The sequence below is a fragment of the Desulforapulum autotrophicum HRM2 genome, assembly GCF_000020365.1.
In the GTDB taxonomy this organism is placed as follows: domain Bacteria; phylum Desulfobacterota; class Desulfobacteria; order Desulfobacterales; family Desulfobacteraceae; genus Desulforapulum; species Desulforapulum autotrophicum.
This window is the reverse complement of sequence record NC_012108.1, coordinates 4,846,493-4,865,988: the sequence shown is the minus strand read 5'-3', so window position 1 is coordinate 4,865,988 and position 19,496 is coordinate 4,846,493. Positions and strand designations below refer to the sequence as shown.

The following is a 19,496-nucleotide window of genomic DNA, read 5'->3' as shown; positions in this document are numbered from 1 at the left end:
ATGTGCAATGTTAAATAGTGTTTGAACGAAAACTCACCCATCTGCGGCGTTGCTGCAAAATCCTGAAATCCTCACGTACAGTAGTACGCTCCGGTTTCAGAATTTCTTGCGCCTTGCATATGGGCAATTTTTTGTTCAAACACAGGTTTTCGGTCAGTCACTAAATACGCTTTTCAAGATGGTTCAGTATGGATAAAACCCGGAAAACCCGGAAAAAAGTCCTTTTGTTTGACCAACAGGGTTTGTCTTGACAGCTGCAGGGTTGACCGGTATGAAGGGTGAAAAAGTGAATTACAGGAGATATTGAGAATGGGAAAATATACGTTGTTCATGCTGAATCCATGGAAAGAAGACGATAAGGGTCCTTTTTATTGCCCGGACTGTGGTGTTGTAGAAGGCTTTTTTGCCTATTCCCCACAGATCAGGCAAAAAATTGAAATTGTTCTGGTTGATTATCCGCGGCCCCGTAAATTGGTGGTTGAATCCCTGGGCGCTGAAAATCAGGGGTGCCCGGTTCTGGTGCTCGACGATGCAGCCCCCGGGTTTGAGGGCACTAAAAAGAGTTTTTCAACGGGCAAAACCTTTATTGATGATGCCCGCTTGATTTGTGATTACCTGGGGGCTGTGTTTGATGGGGTTAAACCACATCCCTGAGGGTCATCTGCCTTGAATACGACTTAAAATCCTACACCATGTTTTGGAAGCTTTTATTCCGATCATGGGCCTAATCTGCAGATCAAAATCACAGGATTGAATCCATGGTCAAATTTATCCACACAGCAGATATACACCTCGACAGCCCATTAAAAGGGCTTGAGGTCCATGATGATGCCCCGGTTGAGGAAATTCGTGGGGCTACGAGGCGAGCGTTTGACAATTTGATTGACCTGGCCCTAGAGGAAGAAGTTGACTTTATACTAATTGCCGGTGATCTTTATGATGGTGATTGGAAGGACTACAACACCGGTCTCTTTTTTTCGGCCCGGATGGGTAAATTGTCCAAATCCGGGATAAAAGTATTTATTGTTTCTGGAAATCACGATGCAGCCAGTCAGTTGACCAAGACGATGCCATTGCCTGACAATGTGACTCTTTTTTCTCCCAGAAAGCCTCAATCTGTAAAACTTGATGACATTGGTGTCATCATCCATGGCCAGAGTTATTCCCATCGTGCTGTAACTGAAAACCTTGCCTCTCAATATCCCCAGTACGATTCTAACTATTTTAACATCGGTTTACTTCACACATCCCTGACGGGTCGAGAAGGCCATGAGGATTATGCACCATGTACGATGGATGATCTCAAGTCCAAAGGTTATGATTATTGGGCTTTGGGACATGTTCACACGAGAGAAATTATTTCTGAAGACCCCTGGATTGTCTTTCCAGGCAATATTCAGGGCCGTCATATTAAAGAAACTGGCGCTAAGGGCGCTTCACTGGTGAGTGTGGAGGATGGCCGTATTGTCAAGGTTGAAGCGTTTGAACTGGATGTGCTTCGCTGGGCCGTCTGCCAGGTGGATTTGTCTGAGTGCGAAACTTGCGAAAAAATTTATGATGTGGTTCGCCAAGCCTTAGAACAGGCGCTTGACCAGGTTGACGGTAAGCCCCTTGCCATACGGCTCATTTTGACAGGTTCCTGTCCTGTCCATGGCAAACTGCTTGACCAGACAACACAGTGGACAGAGGGGTTTCGTAGTATTGCTGTTCAATCTGGAGAAATGTGGTTAGAGACGGTGAAGTTTCAGACAACCCGCAAGGTGAGCCTTGAAGAAATGTTTGGGGAAGATAATCCCATTGCTGGTTTGTTAAAGTCGGTTCAACAGATTGAATTGGATGGAGAGACCCTTTTTAGACTGGTGCCTGAGTTATCTGCTTTGAAAAATAAATTACCTGCTGAGATCCAAACCGGGGACGAATCCTTTCTGGATCCATCTCCTGATAAAATGGAGGGGTTGCGTAATGAAATTCAGGAACTTTTGATTGCCAAACTTCTTCAACATGGCGGTGCTAAATGAGGTTGAAACGTCTCGATTTGAAGGCCTTTGGTCCTTTTACAGAAAAGCCACCCCTGGAATTTAATTCTAAAGAGCCAGGGCTTCATATCATTTTTGGCTCAAATGAAGCAGGAAAAAGTAGCTCCCTAAGAGCCCTGAAGGCGTTATTGTATGGTTTTCCCCAACAGACCCCTGATAATTTCATTCATAATTATGATCATTTATTAGTCGGCGGCTGCCTTGAAAACAGTGCAGGAGAAGAGATCGTTTTCCAACGTCGGAAAAAACGTCTCAATGATGTCATTAACGGGGCAGGGGATGCACTTGATTTGGATGTTTTAACTCCATTCCTCAATGGTGTTGAACCAGAAATGTTTGAATCTCTCTATGGAATTGATCATGATACTCTGGTCCAGGGGGGGGAAGAAATTCTTGCCCAGAAGGGGGAGGTGGGGCAAGCTCTGTTTGCCGCCGGTGCTGGTATATCCTCTTTACGGGAGGTCATCGATCAGCTTGAAAAAGAGGCGATGACTCTGTTCAAATCAGCAGGTCAATTGCCTGAGATCAATAAGGCCGTCAAAAGGTTTAAGGAACTGCAGAAAGAAATTAGAATAGTTAGTCTTTCTTCCAAGGCCTGGAAAGATCACACCAAAGCCCTGAAAACTGCTGAGGAAGAGCGGCACAATTTGGAGAAAGAACGAGATCAAAATAATAAAGAATTGCAGCGTCTTGATCGACTGGTGAAGGCCATTCCTGAACTGGCATCTTTGAAATCCTTGCAGGACCAGCAATCGGCATTGGGAAGGGTCATTTTGTTACCCCCTGATTTTACCGAAAGATACCAGCAGGCTGGCCAGGAAATTCGTGAGGCCAACCAGCATTTACAAAAAGATACCGACTACCAGGAGAAACTTGAAGCAAAGCGCAAGTCTATTTCGTTTAATAATGATCTCTTAAGCCAGGCACAAAGGGTGGATGATTTTCATCAGCGCCTCGGTGAATACCGCAAGGGCCAAAAGGATATTCCGGTAAGGAATGGTATGCGAATCAGTCTCCGTAGAGAGGCTGCCGCTTTACTAAAACAGATTAGACCGGATTTGAGTTTGGAGTCGGTTGAAACGTTAAGACCGGTACTTTTTAAAAAAAAGACCATTCAGACATTGAGTTCGCAATATGAGTCAATAAACCAGCAATTCACACTGGCCCAAAAGAAGCTTGCATCTGCAAAACAGGAAAACAAAGATTTAAACAAAGATATAACTGCCTTTCCTGTTGTAAAGGAATCCCTGGCGCTTGTTCAAACGGTAAAACTGGCTCAAAAAGCTGGGGATATTGATGGGCAGTTGGAAAAAAGTAAAACTGATGTTGAAGTCAATAAAAAAGAATGTCTTGCCGAGATTAAGCGGGTGGGGCTTTGGTCTGGTGATTTAGCCGCACTCATGGGACTTCCGTTACCGCTTTTTGAAACTGTTCAGCAGTTTGAAAAAAGATACAGCGAAATTACTGAAAAAAAGCGTGAGTTTCAAAAAGAACTGAAAACAGCTGAAAAAGATCTTAAACATATTCGGGTTGAAGTCAAAAAGGCAGTGTATGCAGGAGCCGTTCCTTCAGAGAAAGATTTGAGTCTAACCCGTGAAAAACGGGACCAGGGTTGGCAATTGATTCGGCGAGAATGGCTTGATCAAGAGGACATCACCCAAGCGAGTAAGTCTTATAATCTTGAACGATCGCTTCCTGAGGCTTACGAAGGATATGTGGAGCAGGCAGATATTATTTCAGACCGACTACGCAGGGAGGCAGACAGGGTAGCAAATGTAGCATCTTTGAGAGCACAGGAAGAGGCTCTTGGGGAGGTCATGGCAGCGAATAAAAAAGAGATGCTGGAATTGGAACTTAACGCAGAAGAACTTCATGAATCCTGGCGTTTGGCGTGGCAGCCTTCTGAAATTATACCCCTGTCCCCAAAGGAAATGATCGGTTGGCTGGCTGAAATCGATAAGCTCCGTTTCATGGTGAGAGATAACTTCAAGAAGGAACAGGAAATCGAGAAGGATGTACAGTACCGAAAAAAACTTAAACAGGCATTACAAGATGAACTCAATTTGATTGGGATAGAGGGCACTCCCACCGGTGAAGAACTTGGACCTGTTTTGATTTTTGCAGAGACTGCCTTGGACAGACTTGTCAGGCAAAAGTCAGATTTTGACAAATTAAAAGAAAGACAAGAACAAACGGAAAAGGCTTATTCTCAGGCAGAGGAAGATCTTAAAGAAACCCAAGATGCCCTTACTGCCTGGCAGAAACAGTGGAAAAAAGCTTTTCTTGATTTGGGACTTAGGGGTGGAGTTTCCACCATTGAAGCAATGGATCTTATTGAAACGCTTCAAAATTGTTTTGAAAAATTGAAAGAGGCAGATGATCTTAAAAAGCGCATTGACGGTATTGAACGTGATGCGGCTGAACTGAAAGCAGAGGTAAATGTCCTGCTTGGGAAAGTAGCTCCTGCCATGCTGAATTCGCCGTTGGACCAGGCAATTCTGGAATTGCGAATAATGCTCAGCCAAGCGCAACGAGACAGTACACTGTATGACAAACTTTCTGAGGAGATCGATTCCTTAAAAAAAGAAGTCTCCACAGCTGAAAAAGCGTTTCAAAATGCAAGAAAACAGATGGATGAACTCCTTGGCATCGCTAAATGTGAAAAACCAGAAGAATTAGCAGCAGTAATATCCAAGTTCATGGAATATAAGCGGTTACAGGAGAAAATCTCTGATACCGAGGCAATCCTGGCCAAGATCTGTGCTGGCGTGCAGTTAGAAGAGATTGTCCGACAGTCGGCAGCCGTTGATGCCGATGAATTACCTGGATTGATTGAGTCTCTGGTTAGGGATGTTGAAGAAAGGATAAATCCTGGGATTAATGAAATATCCCAAAGAATTGGAGAGGAAAACACCAAACTTGCCGCCATGGATGGCAGCTCTAAGGCTGCTGAGATAGCCGAAAAAATGGAACAGGAACTCACCAGAATACGGCGGCTGGCTGAACGGTATTCTCTATTAAAATTGGCCTCCAAGGTTTTGCAGCAGGAAATAGAACGCTACAGAGAAGAGAATCAGGATCCGGTTTTGAAAATTGCTTCCGGGTATTTTAACCATCTGACCATGGGCTCCTTTGTCGGGTTACGTACCGATGTGGACGATAAAGGTGGACCCATTCTTGTGGGGGTGCGACCTGATAATTTGCGACTAACCGTGGAAAAAATGAGTTCAGGAACCCGTGATCAGCTTTTTCTTGCCCTACGCCTTGCAACTCTGGAGTGGCGTCTTGAAGCGAATGAACCCATGCCCTTTATTGTGGATGATATTCTAATAAACTTTGATGATGAACGTTCCCGAGCAACCCTTGAGGTTCTGGCTGCTTTATCCAAGAAAAATCAGGTGATCCTTTTTACACATCACAGGCAAATTGTAGAAGAAGCGAAAACGATTAAAGGGAATGATATTGTTCACATCCATGAGTTATGATGGATTCTTCCAAGTTTACCAATCCCCTGATGGGCGGTGGATTCGAGGCTTTTAGATTCTCTTGACAAAGATCACATTTCTATCATATACATTACGGTTTAAATTTTTAACAGCCGAAGGAAAAAGCTGATTCTTCAACGGACTGATGGAAAAATGCGAATGTGGATCGTTCAAGGAAAATTCAACATGGGTTTACAGTCGGTTATGATTTTTATCTGTATTCTGTTATCAGGATTCGTTGGCCCCATGGAAATTTGGGCAAAATTCAATCCAGAGCAGATCCAGAGTCAGGTTCAGGGCCTGGATGAGATCCAGAGTCAGGATGAGGATGTGGATGAAGCAGAGGTCAAGGCCCAAGCAGAGGCCAAGGCCCAAGCAGAGGCCAGGGCCCAGGCAGAGGCCAGGGCCCAGGCAGAAGTCAGGGCCCAGGCAGAAGCCAGGACCCAGGCAGAGGCCAGGACCCAGGCAGAAGCCAGGACCCAGGCAGAGGCCAGGACCCAGGCAGAAGCCAGGACCCAGGCAGAGGCCAGGGCAAAAGCTAAGGCCAAAGCTGAGGTTCAAGCTCAAGTATTGCAATCCTTAAACCTCATTGCAGTCTCTTTGACCTATATCATGAATTACAACGATAAGGTGGTTCTTGACCAGGAATACAATACCATAATAAATAACCTGAATCTCAGCAATATTCCTGATGCTGATATTATTACATTGCTTCAGGAACTGATGGATCTGCTCACAAATTCCAAGATTCAGGATCATGAACGGGAATACCTCTTGAGCAGCTTTGATAAAAATGTCCAGAGTGAGCTTAAAAACAGAGTAAAATCAAAGGTTTTCGATACAGATCTTATCATAAGTCCTTATACGAGCATTTTAACTGCTGTACTTTCCACAGGCTCTTTTTATTTTAATTATCGATCCCAGATGGATACATATGCTAAACAAAAAGAGGAGGGAAAATGGACAATTGACTCAAATACAATGCAGGGGCTCAACAGTTTTTATAAAAAGCTGCTGAAATATTCCTGGGAGTTGATGCGCAAATATAATTTACCAGATGAATGGCGATTGGACGAAAAACAGCTCAGCATTTATACGGGTATTCTAAAGGAAACGGATCTTGCCCGTCGGTATCGTAAATTGGAGCGGATTGAAAAAAGTTTCCAGAAATTTCCGCCTTACTGGTATTACCGCGGTCAGGCAGCCCAGGAAATTGGTAAGAATGATGAGGCGGCTCGTTGCTTCAATCAGTTTCAGCAGATTCATCAGGGAATATTGAGAAGGGATCCTTATGCGGCTTCAGTTGCCATGTGTAAAACCATGCTAAAAGCGGAGCGGGTAGATCCGGTCATGCTTAAAAGCGATCTGGATCTGATTCTTGCAAATTCTGAGGATGCCGATTGGGGAAATATCCTTTTTGTGGCCCTTCAGTATGCACGTCTGGGTGATTCTGATGCTGCAGGAAGGTTGATTATGAGGAATCTGGACAACGGACATATTTCCTTTCTTGATTCTCCCGACATGATTCGATCTGTTGGTCCGGCCTTACTGCTCAACGCCAGGCCTGATGTCTTTAATCGTATCCTTGAGATGGTGCTGAAAAATGATAAGATCAAAAATTACGATCTGCTGTGGCTCTATGGAAAGATTCGAAACAGAGACATTTTAAAAAGGATACAACCTGAATTCGACCGTGTATTGGTGCAGGCAGCCAACAAGTCTCTTTTAAATCCCATCAACATTTTTAAGGACAACAATATTACACTTTTTTTGCCGACGCGCTGGATGGCTGAAAATTCGCTGGTGACATTGTACTTCAAGAATGGAGACGGGGAGAAAGAATTCCGTTTTTCCGATGCCCATGTGATGCCCAACCTTCCAGAAATGAGTGTGCTGACCTTTAAAGATGTATTCCCGATCAGATCCTTTATAAAGAATAAAGATTCAGCGGAGATCACCATCTCTCTGGTTTGCGAAAAGCTTGCGATGGACAATACGGAAACAGACGGCTACGATATAGAGATGGTTTTTAAAACCCAAATTATTCGCTTTGAAGAGCAATTATCCAAAACAATGAAGTATACCAATTCTCTTTCTAAAGTCTGGACACCAGGCGTTGAAGCAGAAAAAAAGAGTCAGGATTTGGATGATTTGACTGTTTGGTTCAGCAAAGAAAAAATTATCTTGAACGGCGAGGCTTTCGGGTGGAGCGATGACGGTGTCACCCTGTTCATCTCCCCGGACAATCCGGTGAGCTTTCCATCCACTCCCTCCACAACCTTGGACAATGGATTTAAATAAGGGACTCAGAAATAAATAATTCCTCAATCTTGCTTGTTTTTCAGCTCGTCTTCTGCGTTACATCAAAGGGCACATATTTCAATATGCTCCCTTTGATCCGCCTTGAAGACGAGCTGAAATTCTGCACCATATTTGTGGAATTATTTACATCTGAGCCCCTAACCTGTTGTCGAAGGTTGTGGAAAACCGCCTCAAAGGAACCAGGGGCTTTTTGTCATTTTTTAGAATAGCGATACATTTATCACCGTCAATGCGCAGTGGGGGCCACGGTATCCATGGAGCGAACACAGGGAAGAAAGCGCTGGGCCGTTTTTAAAACCGGTAACTTAACATGGCATATGCCGACCTTGGAACTTCAATGGGTTGGCTGAAGGATTCCTGTACAAATTCCATGTGGCTGCCATCCAAAAGGTTCTGGCCCACTAGGGAAACTGTAAATTTTGGACTGATTTTCCAGCCAAGACGCAGGTCCATGGTCATATAATCGTCAATGTCATACTCGCCAGTGGCGGAAAAAATATAGGCGGCGGTGGTTTCATCAACATATCTGAGCCAGATATTCAGGTCCAGGGCTGCAGAGAGGTCAAACTGACCGCGCAGGGAAACCTGGTGCCTGCTCATTCCGTAAGCTGTTTTATTTTCAAGCTTCTCGTTCGAATATCCATAGGCCAGGTCCGCTTTGAAAGAATCGGAGAACTGATACCCCATGGCCAGCTCCAGGCCATAGGTCTCGCCTTTGCCATTGTTTTCCATAATAAAGTTCTGCTGGAGCGTTGCCCCGTCGAACTCAAGGTCTGCAGTCCTCAAGTCTCTATAATCATGGCAAAAAACGGTAAAATCTGCTGATAGTTTGGAATTTGGGATAAACCGATACCCCAACTCATAGGCAATCAGCGTTTCCGGTTTAAATTCTTTGTTTCCAACGACGTTGACCGTAACGGGCAATCCCGGGGGAATAAATGGTGAACCCAGCAGGGAAGAATTGTAGGCCAGACTGGTAACTGTGGCGTCACTCTCCCCTTGGATGGGGTCCTGACCGCCCGTGAAACCGCACCCCAGAATTTATGGGAAGGGTTCATACTCCACATCACCCTGGCACTGGGCTGGATTTCAAAACCGCTGTAGTCGTTATGTTCAAATTTTGACCCCAGGGTCAGGTGGAGCCGGTTATCCAGAAACAAAATTTCATCCCGGATAAACGCGCTGTAAAGCTGGTCGCATCGACTGTCTGAATCCAGCTGTACAATGGCAGTATCAATTTTGTCTGAAGTTGAAAAATCATCCTGGGTATACCGGTATCTGGCCCCCCAGATGATTTCGTGCCTGGCTCCCGGGGCAAACCGGTGCTGGAAATCAATATCCACATTGTCCCGGTCCTCATTGATCCAGTCTTCTGTTCGTCTGGAGGTGTCGTAGTACACCTGGAGGGAGAGGTCCGAGGTTGAGGAAAGGGTACGTTCCCAGCGGGAGAGCAGGTTCCCGCCGGACACCGATGTTTCAACGGGAAAGGTATCCATAAAAGAATCGGGGGTGGTTGGGCTGATCAGGAAGAGATCCTGGTTGATTTCACCCTGGTATACATCCCCCTGGACGGTCAGGTTGTCCCTGGCGGTCAGATCTGAATCCATTCTGAATCCGGTTCGTGTTGTTTTCCAGTCATCATTGCCATCACCGCCGGAAAGATGTTCAAACGCCCCCCTGCTGTTCTGTTTGGCGTAGATCCGCCATGTGATGTCTTTTCCGGTGGTGCCGCCGTACCTGAAACCTGCCATGGTTTTTTCCACATTCCCAGCGCCTGCACTGACAAAGCCTCCCTGGGTCTCCTTGGCCGATTTGGTGATGATGTTGATGACACCGTTGACCGCGTTGGCCCCCCATAGGGTGGCACCGGGTCCCCGGATAACCTCGATGCGATCCACATCCTCCAGGAGTACGTCATTTACCTCCCAGTAAACCCCGGAAAATGTGGGGGTATAGACACTTCTGCCGTCGATCATAACCAAGAGCTGGGCTGAAAACCGTCCGTTAAACCCCCTGCTGTTGACGGCCCATTTGTTTGAGTCAATGCGGGCCACATTCATCCCCGGAACCATGCGCAGGGCATCGGGAATGTTGGTAACCCCGGAACGCCTTAAATCTTCATTTGTAATGACAAAGATGGCGGCAGCACTGTCAGACAGTCCCTGGCTTTTTTTTGCCACAGATGTGACCTGTACCTCCATCAATTGTTCAATGCTGAACTGGGTCAGATCCGTGGTGTTGGCTCCAAAACAAAGGGAAATAAGAAAAAAGGGTGTAAAAATGATAAATAAGAACGAAAATAAATTTTTATTTTTCATGGATTTAAGCATTCTTTTGATGGTTAAATTTGTTTTTTAAATTCAAGTAACTTATATTACTTGGCATTTGAAATGAAATTTGTCAAATTAATAAATTTCAGGCATCAATATTAATGACCCTTGGCAGAGTCTTTAGAACACGGAGTACTCCATGGGCATTCAATGACCAAAATTAACCATCAAAAACCCGGAAAGCCCTTGTAATGCTATATCTTTGCTGCATTGGCTGAAAGGAGCCGATTGAAACTCCAGGTGGAACATATCTCATGTATTCTTAACTGCTCGATACTCACCAAAATTATGGCGGATCAAAACTCAGAATAAGCGAAACCTCCGGGATTGCAACTTTTAGGTTTCATATAACCGGCACGGCCGGAACGAGGGATGGCATCCGGCCACAACAAATATGGAAACTCCGCCAATGTTAATGCTTTGGTGGGTGTTTCATATAACCGGCACGGCCGGAGCGAGGTATCTTCACCGGCCACAACGAATGATGAAACGCCTCTGTTTACAATGCTTTGGTGAGTGTTTCATATAAAACCCACATGTCCTATCGGACACAACGAAATATGAAACACGATGATACAGGGCAGGCGATAGTACCATTCCGCCCCCTTTGGTTACCCTGACCGGAACGGTAAACGTCGGGGGGATTTCTGCCCTTCCAGACTAAAGCGCAGGAACTGCGGGCTAAAGTCCTCAAACAGCCTGCGCTTCTTAACGCCTGGAAGGGCAAAAATCCTATCCCCTTTGGTTTACAATGTTCCGATCAGGGAAACCAAAGAGGGCTCGAAAGTCGAGACTTTCACAATGATGTTTCGACATGCGTTTCTTATAAACCGGCATGGCCAGAGCATGATATCTGCTTTGGCCACAACGAAATTTGAAATGCCCTCACTGGCTATGTTTTGGTGGGCGTTTCATATAACCGGCACGGCCAGAGCGAAGTATCGGCTCTGGCCACAACGAATATAGAAACTCGACAGCAGAGGTGGGCGGGAACGGGTATTGCCCGCAGCGGATTAAACGGCAGCGGTCAGCATGGACGCTGAAGGAGCTGCCGTTTCCCTCGGAGCAGCCCAGAACGGGCTGCGAGAATGAGCGGAGGGTTATACCCGTTCCCGTCTACCGGTCCGACGAGAGTTTCATATAAAATGAAAAATGGTCATAACTATCCAATTTTTTTTATCTTCCCAAACAAAAGCGAAAGGATAGTCATGACCAAGAGATCAAATAGCACATTAATCCAAATCGTTCACCCTATTTGTTGTGGTTTGGATGTTCATAAAGACAAAATTTCAGCTTGTTTAATCACTTTGAATAATGCAGGAGGTGAGCACCATGAGATTCGAGAGTTTTCAACATTCACTCACGATCTGCAAGAAATGAAAAAATGGCTGCTTGATAATAATTGCCCAATTATAGCAATGGAAAGTACCGGGGTATACTGGCATCCGGTTTATAATACCATTGAAGATAAAATTGAAGTCGTTTTGGTGAATGCCAGACATATTAAAAACGTTCCTGGCCGAAAAACTGATATCTGTGACAGCAAGTGGCTTGCCGGACTGCTTCGACACGGTTTAGTAAGAGGTAGTTTCATCCCTCCGGGGAATGTCCGGGAATGGCGAGAATTAAGCCGATTGAGAAAAACATACACCGAATCCCTTGCCGATTATAAAAGACGTGTTCACAAGCTGTTCATTACTGCAAATATAAAAATTGATTCAATAGTTTCGGATTTGTTTGGTTTGACAGGCACGAACCTGATCAATTTATTATGCAATAATAGTGAACTAAGCTTGGAAAAGGTCCAGGAGTGCACCAAAGGCGGCCTTAAGAAAAAAACGCAGGAACTGCATAAAAGCCTTAATGGATATTTCAAAGATCACCATCGTTTTCAACTTGTTGAGATGATGGAAATTATCAATATTTTTAAAAAAATGATTGAACAAGTTAATACTCGATTGGAATCTCTTACACGTGAGCACAAAGATTTATTGGAGCGTTTAGACGAAATTCCAGGTGTTGATAAAAAATCGGCACAATCCATTATAGGAGAAGTCGGGGTTACGCTAAATTAATTCAAAACTATGTCAGCATTTGTTTCATGGGCAGGCCTGTGCCCCGGAAATAATGAAAGTGCAGGAAAACGGAAAAGTGGCAGAAATGCAGTTAGAAACCATCCATTCAAAACGATTTTAGTCCAGGTTGCATGGGCAGCAATCAAGAAAAAAGGCTCTTATTACAAGGCCAAATATTACAAACTGAAATCCAGGAGAGGTGCCAGAAAGGCCATTGTTGCTATAGCCCATAGAATTGCAAAAGCCATTTACAGCATCATTAAAAATGCAGACACGTATAAAGATCTTGGCGAAGAGTACCTGAGCAAGCCCAACAAGCAAAGAGTATTAAAAAATTTAGCAAAAAAGGCTGATGAATTAGGCATGAAACTTGTGCCTTGTGGAAATTAATCGAATTGACAGCACGCTTTTAACAGGTATTGTTTAGAGAAGGACAGCAGACAAAGAAATTATTGATTCGGTAAACAAACGTCGGATGATCAAATGAAGCCTTAGAGCGCGAATATAACATGACGGGTCGGTTTTTTGCACAACGAAGCATGAAACTCGACAGTATTAGGCCGGTGGGAACGGGTGTTGCACTGAACGGATTAAATGGCAACGGTGGACACGAGGTCCAAGGAGTTGCCATTTTCCTCGGAGCAGGCCATGGACGGCCTGCGAGAATGAGTGAAGGGCAACACCCGTTTCCGCCGGCCGGTCGAAGCGAGTTTCATACAAAACCGGCACGGCCGGAGCGAGGTATGGCTCCGGCCTCAACGAATTTTGAAACACCTTCATTGACAATGCTTTGGCGAGTGTTTCATATAAAACGTCCTTGACAACAACTATGAGTTCATTTTAGTTTGTTTCTCAACTTTAATTGAGTCTTCCCATGGAAAATAGGCGCAGCAGAACGATTTTTGATTATGAAATTTATGGGCAGGGGAAATCGTAGATGTACAAACTGGACTTCAAAACAAACCTTGCATCTAAGAATTTGGCCGGAATCCTATATGCGTTAGTGGCTGTGGCTTTTGTTTTTAACCCGTTACCTCTTTTTGTTGAACAATCGGATTTGACCGGGTTGATCATAGAAGACCTGATGGACGTCCGACATCATAATACCGTTGATGATTTTGCCGCAAATTCCATTGTTTCAATAATACCTGAAAGCCAGGAGGCCTATTTTTACAGTATTTTTAGCCAGGATGGAATTTTGCCTGTGCAAAAATGCTTGCGAGTGACCATGGGATCAAAATCGGAAAAGCGAACAGCCTGTGAACTGGGTTATTGTTTTGTAACGAATCCAGCCTTTTTTCTGGATCTTAGCGCATTTTTCAACGATTACTGGAAAGTAGTCCTTTGAAAATTGTTCAGAAAAACTTCACCCAGCCCACCAAGGTTAGGGCCATGGAAACAATAAAATGTACCATTCAACTTGTCTTTTTACCTGTTTTCTGCGTTATGTCAATGCGCACATATTTCAATATGCTCCCATTGACGCGCCTTGAAACCAGGCAAAAATCCGGCGTTGGTCTGGCACATTTTAAAATTTCCATGACCCTTAAACGGGGCATTTACGAGAAAAGAACCTGCCAGTTCTAAGGAACTCCCATGAAAAAAGACAAAGAACTGGTTAAACGTTTGAAGCGGATCTTCGGTTTTGCTGTTCTGTTGATGTTCCTCTCGATTTCTGCAATTGGCAATGCGGTCAGTCAAAGCATGGAGGAGTATGCCGTAAAAGCCGCATTTGTAATTAATTTTGCCAGGTATACCCAGTGGCCGGATGAATCCTTTGCCGGCCCAACCGAGGCCTTAAAACTCTGCGTTCTGGGCAATAAGACCATTCAATCCGCCTTCCAGGCACTTAACGGTAAAAAGATCAATGACCGAACACTTGATGTGCATTTTCTGGACAAGGCCGAAGACGCTGGGCAGTGTGATATGATGTTTATCGGTAAAGGGGTTGATCGTACTATTCTCCTTGATACGCTTGCAGCCGTGACAGGTAAACCCGTGTTAACGATCGGTGAAACCAGGACGTTTATCAACAGTGGGGGGATTATTAATTTTTTCAGCAGAAAAGGACGGTTGCATTTTGAAATCAACGAGGCCATTGCCCGGAAAAATCATTTAAAATTGAGTTCTCGCCTTTTGAAACTTGCTATTATTGTGGGGGACAAATGAACAAGGAGCCGAGGGGGTGGCGGTGGGCGAATTTATCCATTAGAACTAAGCTGTTTCTTCTTCTCAGCCTGACGGCGGGAGTTGCCCTGTTGCTGGTATCAACCGGACTGATGATCAATGAGAAATGGAATGCCCGGGAAAATCTTGTGGGTGAGTTGTGTTCCATCGCAGACGTGGTGGCCCTGAACAGTGGGGCGGCCATGGCTTTTGATGATGAGCAGGCTGCAAAGGAGACCTTAAATTCATTTGCGGTAAAACCTGAAATTGCAGCAGCCATTCTGTATGATAAAAACGGTGACACCTACAGTAAGTATCACCGGAAGGGTGTTGATACAGGTCTTTTGATTGCCGATTTAAACGCCGCTTATCCTGCCCGACAGGATATTTTCAAGCAACTGGAGAAAGAAGGCTTTGTCTCTCACCTGTTTAATGGGTATATCCATATTCTCCGGCCTGTTTTTGCACAAAACGTATTGGTGGGTGCGATTCATCTGGTCGATGATATGCAGCAGGTCCGCAACCGACTTCATACCTATTATATCGTTGTTGCTTTCATAGTGGTCATTACGCTTATGGTCGTGCTTCTTCTATCCAACAAGAGTCAGAAAATTTTTACACGCCCCTTGCTTGAATTGATGCAATCCATAAGAGAGGTGACAATAAAAAAGAACTATGATGTGCGGGTAAAAAAACAGGGCAGAGATGAATTTGGAACATTGATCGACTGTTTCAATGATATGATCGGTGAGATCCATGCCCGGGATGAAGACCTGAAAATGTACAGCGCTGATTTGGAAAAACGGGTTAAATTACGCACGGCAGATCTTTCCCAGGCAAAAAAAGCGCTGGAAGCCATGGTTGTCACCTTGGAAAAGGCCAAAGAAACTGCCGAAGAAGCCAGCCGTGCAAAATCCCAGTTTCTGGCCAACATGAGTCATGAAATCCGTACACCCATGAATGGCGTCCTGGGAATGGCTGAATTGTTGATGGAAACAGATCTCACCGAGGAACAACGCCGGTTTTCCAAAACCATTCAGAGTTCGGGCAGCTCTCTGCTGGCAATAATCAATGATATTCTCGATTTTTCGAAAATCGAGGCAGGCAAACTTGAACTTGAAACCATAAATTTTAATCTGCAAATACTCATTGATGATGTGATGCAGATGCTGGCCTCCCGGGCCCATGCAAAGCAGCTTGAACTGGCTGTCCTCATTCCCCCGGAAACCTGCATTTTTTTGAGGGGAGATCCCACCCGTTTCCGGCAGGTTCTTACCAATCTTGTCGGCAATGCAATTAAATTTACAAAGCAGGGTGAGGTCGTTGTTCAGGTGGCCACGACCGTTTCTGATCAGAATCGAGTAAAGCTGCATGTCTTGATCCGTGACACGGGGATCGGCATCAGTCAGCAAGACCTTCAACGGCTTTTCAGCCCCTTTTCCCAGGCAGATGGGTCCACCACCCGCAAGTATGGGGGGACAGGTCTCGGGTTGGCCATTTCCAAGGAAATTGTCGCGTTAATGGGAGGGGATCTGCACTGTGAGAGTGAACCTGGAAAAGGATCCACCTTTTCCTTTACGGTGGATTTTGCAGCCAGCCTGGAAACCGAAAAGAACAGATCCCGACTCAACACAGCCAATTTAAAAGGGCATCGGGTTCTTGTCATTGATGATAATCTGACAAACCGGGAAATCCTCAAACGCCAAACCAGTTCATGGGGAATGAAACCTAAAAGTAGCGATTGTGGGGCCAAAGGGATAGAAGAACTGCATTTGGCCCAGCAAAAAGGAGAACCCTTTGATCTGGTACTCCTTGACAAGGATATGCCGGGTATGGATGGGCTGGAGGTGGCCCAGCAGATAAAGGCGGATTCGGCAATTGCTGACACTCGGTTGATCATGTTGACATCGGTAGGGGCGGGCAATGATGCTGCACAAGCGAAAAGAAACGGTATCTCAGCTTATTTGAATAAACCGGTTCCTCAAGCTGATCTGCACGCTGCTGTAATCCAGATTATTGGCGATCACCCTAAAAATAGGTCTGACCACATGATCGATTCAACCGGGATTGATCAAGATAAGCAGCTGTTTAATATTCATGTCCTTGTTGCAGAAGATAATCTGACCAATCAAAATGTTGCCGCTGCCATGCTTAGACTTTTTGGGTGCAGGGTAGATATTGTTTCAAACGGCAGGGAAGCGGTTGACGCCATATCAAAGAAATCCTATGATCTTGTTTTTATGGATTGTCAAATGCCTGTGCTGGACGGTTACCAGGCCACGGCAGCTATTCGGCAATTTGAAAAAGAAAATGGCGTGGAAAAAAATATGCCAATTATCGCATTAACTGCAAATGCCCTTGAAGGGGACAGGAAAAAATGTTTGACAGCCGGTATGGACGATTATCTGAGCAAACCTTTTTTGAAAAGTCAGATTCTGTCTATCCTTAAATCCTGGTCTCCCATGGGAGTCAATGGGGACAATGTGGCAGGTTCGAAAGATTTGGCGGGGATAAAATTGGTCAACGAACAAGGAAACGATTCTGGTTCCATTGACCAAAGCATGCTTATTGCAATTCAGGAACTTCAAATTGAAGGAGAGCCCAGTATCGTTGATAAGGTTATCAAGGTTTACCTGGAAAGTTCAACGGTTTTGATAGCAAAACTGCGAAAATCTCTGGATGTAAACGATATTGAAGCGTTGCAAAGGAATGCCCACAGCCTTAAATCAAGCAGCGCCAATGTAGGCGCGGTAAAATTATCCAAAATGAGTAAAGAGCTTGAAGAAAATTGTAGATTCGATCACCTTGAAAATGCCCCAGAGCTGATCACATTAATTGAGAATGAGTTTGTTAAGGTTAACGAAGGTTTAAAAATGGAGTCTTTTTCACATGATTTCCGATAGGCACACTCAGAAAAAGCCCCTTGCCCTGGTTGTGGATGATGATTTTTCTTTACGTTTAACCATGGGGGCGGCACTTACCAAAGCTGATTTTGATGTCATTGAGGCGGAAAACGGTCGTATCGCCCTGGCCATGTTTAAATCCCAGAAACCGGATCTTATTTTACTGGATGTTGTTATGCCGGAGATGGACGGCTTTGAAGTATGTACAGCCATCCGCAATCTTCCCGGAGGAAAATATCCTCAGATCCTCATGGTCACTGGAATGGATGATACAGACTCAACCGCCCGGGCGTTTGAAGCCGGGGCAAATGATTTTATTGCAAAACCGATCAACTGGGTAATGCTGGGATACCGTGCAAAATATATGCTCAGGGCCGGTCAGGCCTTTCGGGAATTGTATTTAAATGAGAATCGATTGATCAAGACCCAGAAGCTTGCTAAGCTGGGGAACTGGCAGATTGATCTGGTAAACAATGTCTTTTCCTGTTCCCCCGAAGCCTGCTCTCTTCAGGGGCTGAACCCCATGGACAAACCGGTGACTTTTGATGGTTTTTTTGAGCCCATCATTGCCAATCAGCAGGACATGGTCAAACAAACCATCAGTAATGCTGTAAAGGCTAAAGAAAATTTTAGCCTGAATTACCAGGTAATGAATTTAAATGGTACTCAAAAGCATATTTTGAATCAAGGGGAAGTCTTTGTCGACGATAACGGCGTTCCGGAAATAATGCTGGGGGTTGTGCAGGATTTATCCCAATTGAAACAGGCGGAAGAAAGAATCCGTTTCCTCGCCTTTTATGACGGATTGACTGGTCTGGCGAATCGAATGCTGTTTATGGACCGGCTGGATACGCAAATTAAAAAGGCAACCCGCTATAATCAAAAATTTGCCTTGTTTTTTCTTGATCTTGACCAGTTTAAGAAAATAAATGACACCCTTGGACACCATATCGGGGATTTGTTGTTAAAAACAGTGGCAGAAACACTCAAATCGTGTATCCGAAAAACAGATACTGCTGCACGGCGTGACAAGGACGAATCAGGTTCAATGATTGCAAGGCTGGGGGGTGATGAATTTACAGTTTTGCTTTCCGACATCAAAAGCCCTGAAAATTCAGCCATAATTGCCCAACGCATTCTTGATGCGATTCCCGAGGCTTACAGCATTGAAGGAAAAGAGGTGTCCGTGACCACCAGTATCGGCATCAGTGTCTTTCCTGCCGATGGTTCAACACCTGAAACCTTATTGAAAAATGCCGATTCCGCAATGTATCATGCAAAAGACCGGGGAAAGAATAATTATCAATTTTATATGGAATCCCTTAACCGGGCAGCTATAGAACGGTTTTCCATGGAGCGGGATCTCAAGAAATCATTTGCCCGTGATGAATTGGTTCTTTATTACCAGCCCCAGATTCGTTTTGCTGACCGGAAGATTGTTGGGGCAGAAGCACTTATTCGATGGATTCATCCACACAAGGGGATGATTCCGCCCGATAAATTTATCCCCCTTGCAGAAGAAACCGGCCTGGTAATCGACATCAATAAATGGGTGCTTAAGACGGCATCCAGGCAGAACGACGAATGGACAAGAGCCGGTTTGAACTCCATTCGTGTTGCCATGAACCTTTCCGGATATAAACTTGCCACCCAGAATATTATACAAGACATCAAAGAAGCACTTAAAACCGTAAAATTTGATTCAAAGAAGCTTGAACTGGAAATTACTGAAAATATCCTGATGCAGGATGATGATGAGACCATGCAAATATTCCAACAGATCCGGGAGATGAACATAAGCATTGCCCTGGACGACTTTGGAACCGGCTACTCTTCGTTGAGTTACCTGACCTCTTTTCCCGTGAATACAATAAAAATCGATCGATCGTTTATAATGGGAAGCGCTCTGCAGGTGGATAATCGTGTTATCATCAAGGCCATTATTGCCATGGGTCACAGCCTGGGAAAAACAATTATAGCTGAGGGTATTGAAACAAAGGAACAATTCGACCTGCTGAAGCGCTATGGATGTGATGAAGCCCAGGGATATTATCTAAGCCCCCCCATTCCTGCAGATGAATTTGCAAAATTGTTGGTCAAGGGCTTTTTATAATATGAAAAATACCGCCCCAATAAAATTAAAATGTTAGATGAAATGCGTTTTTAGACAGTTTGAAAA

At 44.7% G+C, this 19,496-nt stretch carries 11 protein-coding genes and 1 pseudogene; 10 read left to right on the top strand and 2 right to left on the bottom strand.

What is annotated here, in order from left to right:
• Positions 1–309: 309 nt before the first annotated feature.
• The 4 genes from HRM2_RS21375 to HRM2_RS21360 all read left to right on the top strand — a co-directional run bounded on the left by HRM2_RS21375 (position 310) and on the right by HRM2_RS21360 (position 7,822).
• Positions 310–654, top strand: coding sequence for a DUF3088 domain-containing protein (locus HRM2_RS21375; RefSeq protein ID WP_015906124.1), 345 nt, complete (start codon positions 310–312; stop codon positions 652–654).
• 104 nt (positions 655–758) lie between these two features.
• Positions 759–2,018, top strand: a complete 1,260-nt coding sequence (locus tag HRM2_RS21370) for a metallophosphoesterase family protein (protein WP_015906123.1) — start codon at positions 759–761, stop codon at positions 2,016–2,018.
• Positions 2,019–2,020: 2 nt separating this feature from the next.
• Positions 2,021–5,521, top strand: a complete 3,501-nt coding sequence (locus HRM2_RS21365; RefSeq protein ID WP_232364103.1) for an AAA family ATPase — start codon at positions 2,021–2,023, stop codon at positions 5,519–5,521.
• A gap of 246 nt (positions 5,522–5,767) precedes the next feature.
• Positions 5,768–7,822, top strand: a complete 2,055-nt coding sequence (locus HRM2_RS21360; RefSeq protein WP_148214686.1) for a hypothetical protein — start codon at positions 5,768–5,770, stop codon at positions 7,820–7,822.
• A gap of 312 nt (positions 7,823–8,134) precedes the next feature.
• Here HRM2_RS21360 and HRM2_RS28125 read toward each other — a convergent pair whose 3' ends face one another.
• On the bottom strand, positions 8,135–8,767 hold the full coding sequence (locus tag HRM2_RS28125; RefSeq protein ID WP_015906120.1) for a TonB-dependent receptor domain-containing protein: 633 nt from the start codon (positions 8,765–8,767) through the stop codon (positions 8,135–8,137).
• Positions 8,713–10,161, bottom strand: a complete 1,449-nt coding sequence (locus HRM2_RS28120; RefSeq protein WP_269719594.1) for a TonB-dependent receptor plug domain-containing protein — start codon at positions 10,159–10,161, stop codon at positions 8,713–8,715. Before HRM2_RS28120 ends, HRM2_RS28125 begins: the two co-directional genes overlap by 55 nt.
• A gap of 1,220 nt (positions 10,162–11,381) precedes the next feature.
• Here HRM2_RS28120 and HRM2_RS21350 point away from each other — a divergent pair.
• The 6 genes and pseudogenes from HRM2_RS21350 (at position 11,382) to HRM2_RS21325 (ending at position 19,430) form a co-directional block, all read left to right on the top strand.
• Positions 11,382–12,638 (top strand): annotated as a pseudogene (locus HRM2_RS21350) (IS110 family RNA-guided transposase).
• Between the two features lie 149 nt (positions 12,639–12,787).
• Positions 12,788–13,069: a hypothetical protein gene (locus tag HRM2_RS27865; protein WP_232364101.1), complete on the top strand. Its 282-nt coding sequence runs from the start codon at positions 12,788–12,790 to the stop codon at positions 13,067–13,069.
• 116 nt (positions 13,070–13,185) lie between these two features.
• A complete protein-coding gene (locus HRM2_RS21345) occupies positions 13,186–13,596 on the top strand; it encodes a hypothetical protein (RefSeq protein ID WP_015906116.1) in 411 nt (136 codons plus the stop codon).
• A 248-nt stretch (positions 13,597–13,844) separates the two neighbouring features.
• Entirely contained in the window at positions 13,845–14,417 is a 573-nt protein-coding gene (locus tag HRM2_RS21335; protein WP_015906114.1) for a YfiR family protein, read from the top strand.
• Positions 14,414–17,317, top strand: coding sequence for a response regulator (locus HRM2_RS21330; RefSeq protein ID WP_015906113.1), 2,904 nt, complete (start codon positions 14,414–14,416; stop codon positions 17,315–17,317). The genes HRM2_RS21335 and HRM2_RS21330 overlap by 4 nt, the downstream gene beginning before the upstream one ends.
• Positions 17,304–19,430, top strand: coding sequence for an EAL domain-containing protein (locus tag HRM2_RS21325; RefSeq protein WP_015906112.1), 2,127 nt, complete (start codon positions 17,304–17,306; stop codon positions 19,428–19,430). Before HRM2_RS21330 ends, HRM2_RS21325 begins: the two co-directional genes overlap by 14 nt.
• Positions 19,431–19,496: the final 66 nt, after the last annotated feature.